Below are 13,747 nucleotides of genomic sequence, written 5' to 3'. Positions count from 1 at the left end.
ATAGCGGTGTGTCAGTTAAAAGTAGGTCAGCTGACACTCAGCTATCGGGGGCAAGTCGAATCGTCGTACCGCCCCTTCCACATCGGATCGTTATTGAGTCCAAAAAAAATGCCCCGCATCGAAAGATACGGGGCATTTTTTATGGGGCTAAAAACTCAGCGGTTGCGAGTCAGCAATGCTGGCTTTTCACCACGAGGACGGCCTGGCAACTGATCCAGTTGCTCGGGTGTCGGGAAGCGATCCGCTTTCGACTCCTTGTGGATGATCTTTGGCGCTGGGCCACCGCGCGGATTCTGCACGGCCGGTTCGGACAAGCGAGGCTGGTCGTCACGGGCTGGGCGGCGGTTGTTGCTGCGCGAGTCTTCGCGACGGGCTTGGCCGTCACGCGGTGCGCCATTACGCGGGCCGCTGCGCTTGGCCGGTGGAGTGCCGGTGGTGCCGCCGCTGCTGTTGCGTGGGCCGTTCTGGCGAGCGCCTTGTGGCTGACCGCCACGTGGAGCGCCTGCGCCCGCACCTTGTGCAGGCGCGCCGGGACGACGGCCACGGCCTTGGGCCGGCTTGGCCTGAGGCACGTAGTCAACGCGGTTGCCGAAGTTATCCACGTCGTCGTCGAGGAACTCGTCCGGGGCACGGTCAGCGGCGGCGCGTGGCGGCTGGCTCGGCTGGCGCTGTTCGCGGGCCGGGGTGCCTTCACGGGGCTTCTGCTCGCGGGCTGGGCGTTCGCCACGGCCGTTGGTAGGCGCTTTTTCCTTGCCGCCCTTGTCCTTGCCCTTGTCGCGACGACCACCGCCACCACCGCCGCCGTTCGGGCCATCACCCTTCGGACCGCGTGGGTTGCGTGGGTTGCGCACGTCCGGACGCTCGCGCACTTCAGGCTTCTCAGCCTCTACGGCGCTGGCATCGAAGCCCATCAGGTCGCCGTCGGCGATTTTCTGCTTGGTCATGCGCTCGATGCTTTTCAGCAGTTTTTCTTCGTCCGGTGCAACCAGGGAAATGGCTTCACCCGAACGACCGGCACGGCCGGTACGGCCGATACGGTGCACGTAGTCTTCATCGACGTTTGGCAGCTCGAAGTTGACCACGTGTGGCAGTTGGTCGATATCCAAGCCGCGGGCGGCGATATCGGTGGCCACCAGGATGCGCACGGAACCGGCCTTGAAGTCGGCCAGGGCTTTGGTGCGCGCGTTCTGGCTTTTGTTGCCGTGGATGGCGACAGCGGTGAGGCCGTGCTTGTCCAGGTACTCGGCCAGACGGTTGGCGCCGTGCTTGGTACGGGTGAACACCAACACCTGTTCCCACGCGCCGGCGGTGATCAGGTGGGCCAGCAGCGCACGCTTGTGGCTGGCGGCCAGGCGGAAGACGCGTTGCTCGATACGCTCGACCGTGGTGTTCGGTGGCGTGACTTCAATGCGCTCAGGGTTGTGCAGCAGCTTGCCGGCCAGGGCAGTGATGTCCTGGGAGAACGTTGCCGAGAACAGCAGGTTCTGACGTTTGGCCGGCAGGCGGGCGAGGACCTTTTTCACGTCATGGACAAAGCCCATGTCGAGCATGCGGTCGGCTTCGTCCAGCACGAGGATTTCCACGTGGGACAAATCGACGCTGCCTTGGCCGCACAGGTCGAGCAAACGACCGGGGCACGCCACCAGCACGTCCACACCACGGGACATGGCCTGAACCTGTGGGTTCATGCCGACGCCGCCGAAGATGCAGGCACTGACGAACTTCAGGTCGCGGGCATACAGCTTGAAGCTGTCGTGCACCTGGGCGGCGAGTTCGCGGGTTGGGGTCAGGACCAATACGCGCGGTTGGCGCGGGCCGTGACGCTGGGATTTGTCCGGGTGACCGTTGGGAAACAACCGCTCCAGAATCGGGAGGGCGAAACCGCCGGTTTTACCAGTACCTGTCTGAGCCGCAACCATCAGGTCGCGACCTTGCAACACGGCGGGAATGGCCCGCTGTTGCACCGGAGTAGGCTCGGTATAGCCCGCTGCCTCGATGGCGCGGACTAAAGCCTCGGAGAGACCGAGGGAAGCAAAGGACATGAGTAATCCTGTTTTAGTTAGGGCTTGGCCCAAAGGGATAATCTTGCCGGGCGTGAATGGCGCTTAGGGGAGCGCAACCCCGTCCGGTCCTGCTGCGTCTGGCGGGCACTCCACCGGCTCGCGCGGGCTGAAAGCTGCGCTGTAGCGGGGTTGGGTGCCTTTTTCAAGACCTCAGCGGCCGGGCGTGAGCCTGGCGGAAAGGCCGGAGTATAACAGAGCAATCACGGTACGCTGCTTTCCTGCTGCTCAACGGTGTGTCCAACCCCCGTAATTGCTTGGATTCCACCATATTTGATGCTCAAAGCGGTGTACGCAGGTTCTTGTTTGAAGCGTTTGAGCTCGGCGGCAAAGCGTTGTACCAGCAGATCCATGCCCGCGCCACGGCGCACCGCAAGGAACTGCGGCTGGTGGCTGACCACAGCCGGCGCCTGGCTGACCTTGCCCTCCAGGCCCAGTGCCTTGATCACATGTTGGCCTACCCGGCGGTCGGTGATCACCAAATCGATGCGTCCCAACATTAATTTGCCGAAGTTCGCCTCATGGCTGGGGGCTGCTTCGCGGTTGAACAGGGTGGAGTCGCTGAATGCTGCGCCGTACAAGTAACCCGGCGACGTGCCAACGGTCAGGTCGCGCAGGTCTTCGAGGCCCTGGACAGGGTGGGGGCGATCATTGGCATAGAAGAGCACGAAACTCACTTCCGACAGCGGTTCGCTGGGGTATAGAAGCACGGCGTCGCGCTCGTGGCTGTGGAAAATGTCCAGCGCCCCGTCGGCATGGCCTTGGTCGAGCATGGCCAGGCAGCGCTTCCAAGGCAGGAATTGCCATTGCACCTCAATACCCAGGCGCTGGAACACGATCACCGTGGTTTCGTAGTCCAGCCCGCGCATCGTGCCGTTGTCGTCGTACACATAAGGCGCCCATGGCTCGGTGACAATGCGCAATTTCTCGCCATAAGCCGCCAGGCTCAGGCAAGTAAAGAGGGCAGCAGTCAGCAACTTCAGAATGACAGGCATGCCCTGAGGTTACGACGCTCCTGCCTTAAAGAGAAGCTCTGGCACGCGCATCCGCGGGCGGGGCTATTTGGCGGGTGAGGTCATCAAGTGTTCGTAGATCGCGGTGCGCCGCTCGCCGAGAATCAGGCGTACCACGGGGTTGGCGAACCAGTGTTCCAACTGGTGCGCGTCAAGCGGGCGCTTTTGGCGTTCCTCTTGGTTCTGTCGGGCTTTGTCCCACCAAACCGGGCCACACGCCTGATCGAATTCGTTCTCGTGCTCGTAGCAGCCGTAGAGGATTTCGCGGATGAACTGCTGCTGGTGCTTGGGTAACAGCAGTGTGATCAGCTTGTAGAGCAAGCGCTGCGGGCGGGGAGGGCGCGGCAGGTGCGAGGAGACCTGGCGGGTGTCGGCCAGTGCCAATGCGCTGGTAGGGGCGGCCGCATGCTTGGCGATCCAGGCCTTGACCTTGGCGCGAAACAGTTGCTTGCGACTCCAGTAATGATGGATCAGGTCGGGGCACTCGCGCACGTTGACGCTGCGATAAGCGGCAATCGACAGGCAGAACTCTTCGAGGGTGTAGGCGCCCTCGGCATAGGGAAACAGTTCGTCCATCAACGCGATGGAGCGGTCGAGGATGTGCGCGTCCTGTTGCGTCAGGCCCATGACCCCGGAATTGAGGGTCATCATGTCATCGTCGGCGACGCCCATGTCCAGCAGGCGCTGGCGCAGCGCGGTGTAGAGGATACTTTCGGGGTTGTCGCCGTACCGGGTGTAGAAGGCGTTGCACAGCAGGGTGCCGGGTTGCACGCGCTCGAACAGCTCCAACGGTGAATGATGGAAGAACGTGTCGGTGTCGATCAGCATGGCCACCGGCGACTCTGCCAGCACTTGGCGCAGCACCACATGTTTGGTGCGGAAGTGATAGCCGTGTGGCTCGCTCCAGCGTTTGCGAGTGGCTTCGTCCAGCGGGCGCACGCGCACCGGCAAAAGGCGATAGGGCTCGGGGTTATCGCTGAATACCTGGATATCCACGGCGGCGTCCGGGGTGTCGTTCAGGAAGGCCAGCGCGCTGGCGATGCTGAACACCGCTTCCTGGTGGTAGGTCTCGGAGCCGAAGACCAGGTAGACCAGTTGCGGGCGGGAAGTCGTGGACACTGTATTCATGGACTGCTGGGTTCCGTGGGCATGTAAAACGACAAAGGCCCTCGTCGAGACGAGGGCCTTGGCACAGCCGGACAAGCTTCAGCGTGGCAGCTTGAGGTTGTTCCAGATGGCAAGGCTGGGTTCAGCCTGGTTCAGGGTATAGAAGTGCAGGCCTGGCGCGCCACCTTGCAACAATTCTTCACACATTGTGCTGATGACCTGTTCGCCGAACGCCTGGATGCTCTTGACGTCGTCGCCATAGGCTTCCAGTTGTTTGCGCACCCAGCGTGGGATTTCGGCCCCGCAGGCGTCGGAAAAGCGCGCCAGCTTGCTGTAGTTGGTGATCGGCATGATGCCCGGCACGATCGGGATGTTCACCCCCATGGCCCGTACACGCTCGACGAAGTAGAAGTAGCTGTCGGCGTTGAAGAAGTATTGGGTGATCGCGCTGTCGGCGCCGGCGTTGGCCTTGCGCACGAAGTTCTGCAGGTCGTTTTCGAAGTTGCGGGCCTGGGGGTGCATCTCCGGGTACGCCGCCACTTCGATGTGGAAGTGGTCGCCGCTTTCTTCACGGATAAAGCTCACCAGGTCATTGGCGTAGCGCAACTCACCGCTGGCCATGCCCATGCCGGACGGCAGGTCGCCGCGCAGGGCGACGATGCGCTTGATGCCGGCTGCCTTGTATTGGGTCAGCAGGCTGCGCAGGTCGGCTTTGCTGTCGCCCACGCACGACAAGTGCGGGGCGGCGGGAACTTTGACTTCACTTTCCAGCTGCAGCACGGTGTTGATCGTGCGATCACGGGTCGAACCGCCGGCGCCGTAGGTGCAGGAGAAGAAGTCGGGGTTGTAGCTGGCCAACTGCTTGGCAGTCGCCATCAGTTTTTCATGCCCAGCATCGGTCTTGGTCGGGAAGAATTCGAAGCTGTAGCGACGGTCTTGGGACATGGTAATACCCTTTGAAACTCAGAATGCCGACGGTGCCCCCCTGTAGGAGCGAGCTTGATGTGGCGAGGGAGCTTGCTCCCGCTGGAGTGCGAAGCGCTCCCAAAATCTTGGGGCCGCTTCGCAGCCCAGCGGGAGCAAGCTCCCTCGCCACAACAAGCCCGCCCCAGCAAAGCAGGGGGCTGTTACTCAGTAACGGTAAGCGTGCGGCTTGAACGGACCTTCAACGGTCACGCCGATGTAGTCGGCCTGGGTCTTGGTCAGTTGAGTCACCACGCCGCCGAAGCCGCGGACCATTTCCAGGGCCACTTCTTCGTCGAGTTTCTTCGGCAATACTTCCACGGTCAGGCGCTCGGCTTTCTGGGCGGGCGACAGGTCGGCGTACTTCTGGCCGAACAGGAAAATCTGGGCCAGGACCTGGTTGGCGAACGAACCGTCCATGATGCGGCTTGGGTGGCCGGTGGCGTTGCCCAGGTTAACCAGGCGGCCTTCAGCCAGCAGGATCAGGTAGTCGTCGTTCTGGGCGTCGAACGCGCCAGCACCGGTACGGTGAACCTTGTGTACCTGTGGCTTCACCTCTTCCCATGCCCAGTTCTTGCGCATGAAAGCGGTGTCGATTTCGTTGTCGAAGTGACCAATGTTGCAGACAACAGCACGCTTCTTCAAGGCTTTGAGCATGTTCGCGTCGCAAACATTCACGTTACCGGTGGTGGTCACGATCAGGTCGATCTTGCCCAGCAGGGCCTTGTCGATGCTCGCTTCGGTGCCGTCATTGACGCCATCGATGAACGGCGAAACCACTTCGAAGCCGTCCATGCAGGCTTGCATGGCGCAGATCGGGTCGACTTCGGAGACCTTGACGATCATGCCTTCCTGACGCAGGGACTGGGACGAGCCCTTGCCCACGTCACCGTAGCCGATCACCAGGGCTTGCTTGCCCGACAGCAGGTGGTCGGTGCCGCGCTTGATGGCATCGTTCAGGCTATGACGGCAGCCGTACTTGTTGTCGTTCTTGCTCTTGGTCACCGAGTCGTTGACGTTGATGGCCGGGATTTTCAGCTCGCCCTTGGCCAGCATGTCCAACAGGCGGTGTACGCCCGTGGTGGTTTCTTCGGTCACGCCGTGGACGCGGTCCAGGATTGCTGGGTACTTCTTGTGCAGCAGCTCGGTCAGGTCGCCGCCGTCGTCGAGGATCATGTTGGCATCCCAAGGCGCGCCATCTTTCAGGATGGTTTGCTCCAGGCACCACTCGTACTCTTCTTCGGTCTCGCCTTTCCAGGCGAATACCGGGATACCGGCAGCAGCGATGGCGGCAGCGGCCTGGTCTTGAGTCGAGAAAATGTTGCAGGACGACCAGCGTACTTCGGCACCCAGGGCAACCAGGGTTTCGATCAGCACGGCGGTCTGGATGGTCATGTGGATGCAGCCGAGGATCTTCGCACCCTTGAGCGGTTGCTCAGCGGCATACTTGCGGCGCAGGCCCATCAGGGCAGGCATTTCGGATTCGGCGATAAAGGTTTCACGACGGCCCCAGGCGGCGAGGGACATGTCGGCGACTTTGTAGTCGTTGAAATCTGCAGGCGTGTTTACTGCGCTCATGAAGAGCCTCCATTCGTAGTGTGCGAATGGGCGCCGTTGTGCGTTTAGTATCAGGCCAGGTGGACCAGGCCGGACAACGCCCCATCCGAGCCTGACAGGTTGAACCTGCTGCAGCGCCCCTCGGACAGGTGGCGGGAGAACGGTATCAACTGAAGATGACCGTTTTGAAGCGGGGGCGATTATAGCCGTGTGCGCCAGACTTCCCAAGCCTTTCTGTCGGCAACATGAAGATCGCACATAGGCGTGATAGGCAATGGCTCATAGAGCTTGGGGCCGGGCTCTGCCATGATGTTGCCCATCATTTCGCAACACGCTTTGGAGTGACCATGAACTTCCACACCCGCAAATGGGTAAAACCCGAAGACCTCAACCCCAACGGCACCCTGTTCGGCGGCAGCCTGTTGCGCTGGATCGATGAAGAAGCGGCGATCTATGCCATCGTCCAGCTGGGCAACCAGCGGGTGGTCACCAAGTACATCTCCGAAATCAACTTCGTCAGCGCCTCGCGCCAGGGCGACATCATCGAACTGGGCATCACCGCCACCGAGTTCGGCCGCACCTCCATCACCCTGACCTGTGAAGTACGCAACAAGATCACGCGTAAGAGCATCCTCACGGTAGAGAAAATGGTCTTCGTCAACCTCGGTGAAGATGGCCTGCCAGCGCCTCATGGCCGTACCGAGATCCGGTACGTGAAGGACCAGTTCAAGGACGACAGTCTTCCTGAGTAACAAACCCTCGGCGTGATTTGCTTTACCAAATCATTCCGCATGGATCTCTGCCAGGCTCTCTCATCACTCAGGACCACACCCTGTAGAGAGCCTGCGTATGAAAGTGATTAACTCGATCGCCCAGAATCAACCCGCATGGAGTGATAAGGCTCATTCCCCGACCCAGCACCCTGTGAAGACGGCGCTGGTGGAGGGCGTGGGCGAGCGCAATGTGACGCTTCTACGCGATAGTAAGGGGCGGGTGGAGGTGATTTTATCGGCGCCGCCCGTCACGAGCCTGGTGTTGAGCGGTGGAGGGGCCAAGGGCGTCGCTTTTTCGGGGGTGGTGCAGGCGCTTGAGGACGCCCGGAAGCTGAACGGTATTCAGTCGATATCCGGCTCATCCGCCGGTGCGATTTCGGCGGCGTTGATTGCCAGCGGAATGGGCGCTGCGGCATTTGACCGGTTGTCGGACAGCATCGATTTACCAAGCCTACTGAACAGCCAGGACGCCGTGACGGCCTGGATGCAGGATGCCTGTACGACACTTGGCAAATGTGCGGGGCGTTTGCCCGGTGGTGTCGGCACTATTTCCCGTTTGTTGATGACCTTGGCGCCGCGCCTGCAGACTGAAGCCCTTCCCCTTGAGGAACTGATCCGCAACGAGTCGCGCGCGTCGATTCTTGGTCATATCGCGCAAAGCCCTCGAGAAACCAGGCCGACCGAAGTCATGAGCATTGCTGACAAGCTGACTGCGGGTGGCGCACCCACGTTTGGTGATCTCGACGTGTTGAGCCGGTATATTCCTGCGATCAAGCAACTCAGTATCACCGGTAGCGGCATGTTTGATGGCCGCCCGCAATTAGTGATGTTCAATGCCAGCCTGACTCCAGCGATGGATATTGCCCGGGCCGCGCATATTTCGGGTTCGTTACCGGTGGTGTTCAAAAATCCGGTGGAGCAAGGTCATGCCTTCCAGGCATCAGCTGAAAAAACCGCATTCAAGGATGGTGGGTTGCTGCTCAACACTCCGGCGCCAGGTGTTGTGGCGCGGCCATGTCCCGATAGTCCGCTGAACAAGCGTGAATCGCTGATCGTTAAATTTGAGTCCAGCTCTTCTGCTGCATCCGCTCGCAGTGGCAGTTTTTTCAGCAGTCTGGCCGACCATCTCGTGGGCGTTGAGCATTCGGCCGCTGGAGCGTTTCAGGATAAAAGGCTCGAAGCGTTCGCCGATCAGATTGTGACACTGCCCCTGAAGACCGAAAAAGGTGACTTTACGGATCTGCTCAATGGCACGGTCAACTTCACTATGCAGGATGAGCAGAAGCAACTCCTGCAGACGAAAGCGCGACAAGCGGTGGAGACGCATTTGGAGCGACGGACCAAAGCACTTGAGCATCATTCGTTCCAATCACTGAATGAAGCCGTGCTGGCCATGGATGATGAAATGCTCGCCAGCGTGCAACCCACGCTGCAAAGCGACCCGGCGGTCGCGGATGTGCTGATGTTTCGAAAAAACGCGCAACAGGCGTTGCGAAACCTGGATGGTGCGATCACCCAGGCCAATCAGTCACAGGGCTCGCTGGTGTTCACACCGAACATTTCATCGGCCCTGCGTAACTTGGATGCCCTTGCCCGACGGCCAGAGCACATCGACTGGTTGGGGCGCAGCCTCAATGTTGCAAGTCAGCGCAACTTTCAGCAATTGCTGCAAGTGGCGGCCAAACAGATCGAAAATGATGCAATGCCTCTGTCCAAAGTCATCGGCGGTGCAGTGACCGAAATGAAAGTGCGCGATATTTCGATGAAAGCTGAAAACTTCACACGGGAAGTGATCTACCCCTCGTTGTTTCGGCCAGGCCAGCCCAAGTCTAACGTTGAACTGTTGCACCGTGCGGCTCAGGACCTGGCTCGGGCTACTACCCCCAGCGAATTCAACCAGGTACTCGACACCATCAGTGGTCACTACAAAGCGCGTAACAAACCCTGGGACAAGGCGCGCCGCTCAACCACCGTGGAGATGGCAAAGGCCTGGAAGGTGCAGGTTTAGTTGTGTGGCCACTGAACAGCTACTGTGGCGGCGTGTCGTAGCTACAGGCACCCCTAGGACTCTGGAACATCATGGCCACTCAAGCAGACGGCAAGACCCCAAACCTGTCGCAGGAAGAGCAACAGGACGTGGACAAGAACCAACCACCCCGTGCGGCGGTGTTGCATGAAATCATCCGTACACAGGGTGACCAGGAACTGGAGCGCAGTGTTGCTGCCTTGTGGTGGTCGGCATTGGCGGCCGGGTTGACCATGGGCCTTTCGCTGATGGCCATGGGGCTGCTCAACTCTCGGCTGCCGGATGGCGAAAGTTTTAAGGTTATCGCCAGCTTCGGCTACTGCGCAGGGTTCCTGGCAGTGATCCTGGCGCGCCAGCAACTGTTCACCGAGAACACCCTGACCGCTGTTTTGCCGGTGATGAGCAAACCCACGCTAGGCAATGCCGGGCGATTGTTACGGCTATGGACAGTGGTGCTGGTGGGCAACCTGTGCGGCACCTTGCTGGTGGCTTATGTGATGTTGCACCTGCCGATCTTCGACACCAAGACCGACCTGGCCTTCCTGGAAATCGGCCGCAAGATCATGGAAAACGACGCCGGCCAGATGTTTGCCAAGGGCATCGTCTCCGGCTGGATGATCGCCACCATGGTATGGATGATCCCCTCCATGGAAAGCGCCAAGATGTGGATCATTATTCTGATCACCTACCTGATGGCTCTGGGCGACTTCACCCATATCGTTGTCGGCTCCGCCGAGGTGTCGTACCTGGTATTCGCTGGCGAGTTGCCGTGGAAGGATTTCTGGCTGGTGTTCGCCGGGCCGACCCTGGCGGGCAATATCATTGGCGGCAGCTTTATCTTTGCGCTGATCAGCCATGCGCAGATTCGCAGTGAAAGCAGTCTGCCGGGCAAGAAAGCTGCGGACCCGAGGCATCCGCAGCAGATCGACAAGGCTCAGTGAGCGTCCGGCGCGGCCTGGGGCTCGTCCCGGGTCACGCGCTTGACCAGCTTGCCGATGCTCAACCCCTGCAGCAGGATCGACGACAGCACCACGATGTAGGTGATTCTCAGCAGCAAGTCGCGCTCCGGACCCAGCGGCAGGGCCAATGCCAGTGCCACGGACACCCCGCCACGCAGGCCACCCCACGTCAGGATGCGGATGGTCCCGCGTGGCACTGTGCGCCAGCGCCGCAGCAGCAGGATGGCCGGTGCAACCGTCAACAGACGCGACAGCAGGATCGCCACGGCCAGCAAGCTGGCGGCGAACACGTGCAGCCAGTTAAACGGCAACAGCAGCAGCTCCATGCCGATCAGTGCGAACAGCAGCGCATTGAGCATGTCATCGAGCAATTCCCAGAAGCCGTCCAGGTAGCGCCGGGTCATGTCGTTCATTGCCAGTTTGCGCCCCAGGTTGCCGATGATCAGCCCGGCGACCACCATCGCAATCGGTGCCGAAACGTGCAGTTCGGTGGCCATCGCCGAGCCGCCGATGACCAGGGCGAGGGTCAGCATCACCTCGATCTGGTGCTGCTCGATGCTCTTGATCATCAGGTACACCAGGTAGCCGATCAGGCCACCGAACACCACGCCGCCAATCGCCTCATGGGCAAACAGCATAGCGGTGGCGCCCACGGTCGGCGTTTCGCCTAACTGTGCAATGCCCAGTAAAACGGTAAATACCACGACGGCCGTGCCATCGTTGAACAGCGACTCACCGACAATGGTGGTCTTCAATGGCTTGGAGGCGTTGGCGGTACGCAGCACGCCCAATACCGCGATCGGGTCGGTGGGGGAAATCAGCGCACCGAACAGCAGGCAGTAGAGGAAGCTGACGTGCCAGCCGAACAGGGCAAAGATGTAATACGCCAGGCTGCCGATCACCACGGTCGCGATCAATACGCCGAAGGTCGCCAGTAGGCCGATGGGCCAGCGGTAGCTGCGCAGGTCGTTGAGGTTTACGTGCAAGGCACCGGCGAACAGCAAGAATGAGAGCATCCAGTTCATCAGCAGATCGCCGAAGTCGATTTGGCCAATCAGTTGCTGGATGCGCTCTTCCAGGCCTGGATAGCCGAGAAAACTCAAGCCTTGCAGGATCAGCGAAAACAGCAGGGCCGTGACCATCACGCCGATGGTGGGCGGCAGGCCGATGAAGCGGAAGTTCACATAGGTGAGCAGGGTGGTGAGGCAAATGAAGGCGGCGACAAGTTCAAGCATCCGGGGTCCTTGGAAGTTGGGTGGAAGAGCGTTAATGGGGGATGGACCGCAACCTCTGCACGATGTTGCAGGGCTGGGGGCAAATCACCGATAGAACCTTTTGCGGGGCTGGCGGCTCATAGCGATGGGTGCGGCGTTTCATGTTGAGTGCTAAAACTCTAAATTTTGCTTCAAACTAAAAAGCAAACTAAAAAAGGAATCAGTGATGACGGTGGCCTTCTGGTGTGTGTTGATCGCAATTTTTCTGCCTTATCTGTGCACAGGCGTGGCCAAGTTCAGCGGTGGCAAGTTCGGGCCGCGGCAGAACCACGACCCTCGCGCGTTCCTGGACACCCTCGAAGGGGTTGCCAAGCGTGCCCACAGTGCTCAACTCAACAGCTTTGAAGTGACGCCGGCATTTGCGGCGGCAGTGATTATCGCGCACTTGGCCGGTACGGCTGAGTTGGTCACCATCAATGTGCTGGCTGTGCTGTTTATCACCAGTCGCCTGCTGTACATCATCTGCTACCTGGCCGACTGGGCGATCGCTCGCTCACTGGTGTGGTTCGTGGGTATGGCGCTGATTGCGAGTTTCTTCTTCGTCTCGATCTGAAGGCTGAAGCAGAGCCACTGTGGGGGCGGTGTTTGTAGTGAGCGGGCTTGCCCCGCGCTGGGTGGCGAAGCCGCCCCGGAACCATACGCCTCGGTGTGCCTGAATAAATGGGGTGAGGCTGATGGGGGCTGCTGCGCAGCCCAGCGCGGGGCAAGCCCGCTCACCACAGTAAGCCTGCTCACCACAGCAAGCCCGCTCACTACGGTAAACCGAGTGTGGCGGAGCGTTTTTCAGCTACCGACAGGTGCATCCGGCACTTGCGGCAATGCTGCGCCCTTGGGCCACAACATCCAGATTTGCCCCTGCTGCTTCATGTTCCCCGCCAGTTCACCCGCCGCATCGCCAGTGCCCCAGAACAAGTCCGCGCGCACTTCACCCGTGATTGCACCGCCGGTGTCCTGTGCTGCTACCGGGCGGGCGATGGGCGAACCATCCGGCTTGGTGGTCGAAAGCCACAGCAGACTGCCCAACGGAATCACCTTGCGATCCACCGCGACGCTGTAGCCGGCGGTCAACGGTACGTTCAAGGAACCGCGCGGGCCTTCATTGCTGTCGGGCCGTGCGCTGAAAAACACATAGCTTGGGTTGCTCGCCAGCAGCTCCGGAATACGCTGCGGATGCGCCTTGGCCCAAGCGCTGATGGCGCCCATGGTCACGTCTTCCTTCTTCAGCTCGCCTTGTTCCACCAGCCAGCGACCGATCGGGCGGTAGGGGTAGCCGTTCTGGTCGCCATAACCGACGCGCAGTTGGCGCCCACCGGCCAGTTGAATGCGGCCCGAGCCCTGGATTTGCAGGAATTGCAGGTCCATCGGGTTCGTCAGCCAGGCGATCGGCTTGGCCGTGGAGCCCTGGCCGTTGATGGCGCTGGCGTCGTCGTAGGGCTTGAGCACGCGACCTTCCAGGCGACCGCGCAGGCGCTTGCCCTTGAGCTCGGGGTAGATGCTTTCCAGGTTGACGATGATCAGGTCGTCCGGCACGCCGTACACCGGCACGTTGGCCTTGGCGGTCTTGGTCAGGCTGCCGGGGTAGACCGGTTCGTAGTAGCCGGTGATCAAGCCGTTCGGGGTGTTGTCGGCCGAGCGCAGGCCGAACACATCCAGGCGCTCCTTGAGGAATCCGCGCACCGCCACGGCATTGCTCGGCACTGTGGCGGCTGCCGCACAGGTCGCGCCCCACACCGGGTCGGCCTTGAGCCGTTGGCAGGCGCTGCGCCAGGATTCAAAACCGGCCAGCAGATCGCTGTCGGACACCGTCGGTAAGGCTTCCCACGGTGCGCTCACATAGGTGGCGACGGCGTGGGGTTTGGAAGTTTCATCTTTGGCTGTTTCTTTGCCCGCGTCGCAGCCGGCCAGCAGTGCGATCATCGGCAGAGCCCACGCCAGGCGGCGGCTCCAGGGTTTCAAGCTGACATTCATACAAACACTTCCTGAAGCGATTGCCCGCGTAGCAGCGCTGTTGGGCA

Annotated in this window: 11 protein-coding genes and 1 riboswitch; of the genes, 4 read left to right on the top strand and 7 right to left on the bottom strand. The window is 60.7% G+C overall.

Features of this window, described 5'->3' with window-relative positions:
* Window positions 1-155: 155 nt before the first annotated feature.
* From K7431_RS05510 to ahcY, 5 genes are all read right to left on the bottom strand, one after another.
* Window positions 156-2,042 carry a DEAD/DEAH box helicase gene (locus K7431_RS05510; protein WP_015886311.1) on the bottom strand — a complete coding sequence of 629 codons (1,887 nt, stop codon included), beginning with the start codon at window positions 2,040-2,042 and terminating at the stop codon, window positions 156-158.
* Between the two features lie 221 nt (window positions 2,043-2,263).
* Complete coding sequence (locus tag K7431_RS05505; RefSeq protein ID WP_015886310.1) at window positions 2,264-3,055, bottom strand: substrate-binding periplasmic protein; 792 nt, start codon at window positions 3,053-3,055, stop codon at window positions 2,264-2,266.
* A gap of 63 nt (window positions 3,056-3,118) precedes the next feature.
* Complete coding sequence (locus K7431_RS05500) at window positions 3,119-4,201, bottom strand: hypothetical protein (RefSeq protein WP_015886309.1); 1,083 nt, start codon at window positions 4,199-4,201, stop codon at window positions 3,119-3,121.
* 78 nt (window positions 4,202-4,279) lie between these two features.
* On the bottom strand, window positions 4,280-5,125 hold the full coding sequence (gene metF / locus K7431_RS05495; RefSeq protein ID WP_015886308.1) for a methylenetetrahydrofolate reductase [NAD(P)H]: 846 nt from the start codon (window positions 5,123-5,125) through the stop codon (window positions 4,280-4,282).
* A gap of 186 nt (window positions 5,126-5,311) precedes the next feature.
* Complete coding sequence (ahcY, locus tag K7431_RS05490) at window positions 5,312-6,721, bottom strand: adenosylhomocysteinase (protein WP_015886307.1); 1,410 nt, start codon at window positions 6,719-6,721, stop codon at window positions 5,312-5,314.
* 21 nt (window positions 6,722-6,742) lie between these two features.
* Window positions 6,743-6,849, bottom strand: a riboswitch (S-adenosyl-L-homocysteine riboswitch).
* A 198-nt stretch (window positions 6,850-7,047) separates the two neighbouring features.
* Here ahcY and K7431_RS05485 point away from each other — a divergent pair.
* From K7431_RS05485 to K7431_RS05475, 3 genes are all read left to right on the top strand, one after another.
* Window positions 7,048-7,452: an acyl-CoA thioesterase gene (locus K7431_RS05485; protein ID WP_010207175.1), complete on the top strand. Its 405-nt coding sequence runs from the start codon at window positions 7,048-7,050 to the stop codon at window positions 7,450-7,452.
* Between the two features lie 97 nt (window positions 7,453-7,549).
* Window positions 7,550-9,481: a patatin-like phospholipase family protein gene (locus tag K7431_RS05480; RefSeq protein WP_015886306.1), complete on the top strand. Its 1,932-nt coding sequence runs from the start codon at window positions 7,550-7,552 to the stop codon at window positions 9,479-9,481.
* 71 nt (window positions 9,482-9,552) lie between these two features.
* Window positions 9,553-10,440: a formate/nitrite transporter family protein gene (locus K7431_RS05475; protein WP_015886305.1), complete on the top strand. Its 888-nt coding sequence runs from the start codon at window positions 9,553-9,555 to the stop codon at window positions 10,438-10,440.
* On the opposite strand, the gene K7431_RS05470 is transcribed toward K7431_RS05475, so the two are convergent.
* Window positions 10,434-11,693, bottom strand: coding sequence for a cation:proton antiporter (locus tag K7431_RS05470; protein WP_015886304.1), 1,260 nt, complete (start codon window positions 11,691-11,693; stop codon window positions 10,434-10,436). The two genes, K7431_RS05475 and K7431_RS05470, sit on opposite strands and share 7 nt — an antisense overlap.
* 205 nt (window positions 11,694-11,898) lie before the next feature.
* Here K7431_RS05470 and K7431_RS05465 point away from each other — a divergent pair, with 205 nt between their 5' ends.
* Complete coding sequence (locus tag K7431_RS05465) at window positions 11,899-12,285, top strand: MAPEG family protein (RefSeq protein ID WP_043206031.1); 387 nt, start codon at window positions 11,899-11,901, stop codon at window positions 12,283-12,285.
* Between the two features lie 230 nt (window positions 12,286-12,515).
* On the opposite strand, the gene mltA is transcribed toward K7431_RS05465, so the two are convergent.
* Window positions 12,516-13,700: a murein transglycosylase A gene (gene mltA, locus K7431_RS05460; protein WP_015886302.1), complete on the bottom strand. Its 1,185-nt coding sequence runs from the start codon at window positions 13,698-13,700 to the stop codon at window positions 12,516-12,518.
* Window positions 13,701-13,747 lie beyond the last annotated feature (47 nt).

It is taken from the genome of Pseudomonas fluorescens group sp., assembly GCF_020093335.1.
Taxonomy (GTDB): Bacteria; Pseudomonadota; Gammaproteobacteria; order Pseudomonadales; family Pseudomonadaceae; genus Aquipseudomonas; species Aquipseudomonas petroselini.
The sequence above is the reverse complement of the archived record's forward strand: the minus strand, read 5'-3'. Positions and strand labels throughout refer to the sequence as shown.

Bases quoted from the DNA above. Each gene is read 5' to 3' on its own strand.
- K7431_RS05510 (WP_015886311.1), bottom strand. From the start codon at position 2,042: ATGTCCTTTGCTTCCCTCGGTCTCTCCGAGGCTTTAGTCCGCGCCATC.
- K7431_RS05505 (WP_015886310.1), bottom strand. From the start codon at position 3,055: ATGCCTGTCATTCTGAAGTTGCTGACTGCTGCCCTCTTTACTTGCCTG.
- K7431_RS05500 (WP_015886309.1), bottom strand. From the start codon at position 4,201: ATGAATACAGTGTCCACGACTTCCCGCCCGCAACTGGTCTACCTGGTC.
- metF (WP_015886308.1), bottom strand. From the start codon at position 5,125: ATGTCCCAAGACCGTCGCTACAGCTTCGAATTCTTCCCGACCAAGACC.
- ahcY (WP_015886307.1), bottom strand. From the start codon at position 6,721: ATGAGCGCAGTAAACACGCCTGCAGATTTCAACGACTACAAAGTCGCC.
- K7431_RS05485 (WP_010207175.1), top strand. From the start codon at position 7,048: ATGAACTTCCACACCCGCAAATGGGTAAAACCCGAAGACCTCAACCCC.
- K7431_RS05480 (WP_015886306.1), top strand. From the start codon at position 7,550: ATGAAAGTGATTAACTCGATCGCCCAGAATCAACCCGCATGGAGTGAT.
- K7431_RS05475 (WP_015886305.1), top strand. From the start codon at position 9,553: ATGGCCACTCAAGCAGACGGCAAGACCCCAAACCTGTCGCAGGAAGAG.
- K7431_RS05470 (WP_015886304.1), bottom strand. From the start codon at position 11,693: ATGCTTGAACTTGTCGCCGCCTTCATTTGCCTCACCACCCTGCTCACC.
- K7431_RS05465 (WP_043206031.1), top strand. From the start codon at position 11,899: ATGACGGTGGCCTTCTGGTGTGTGTTGATCGCAATTTTTCTGCCTTAT.
- mltA (WP_015886302.1), bottom strand. From the start codon at position 13,700: ATGAATGTCAGCTTGAAACCCTGGAGCCGCCGCCTGGCGTGGGCTCTG.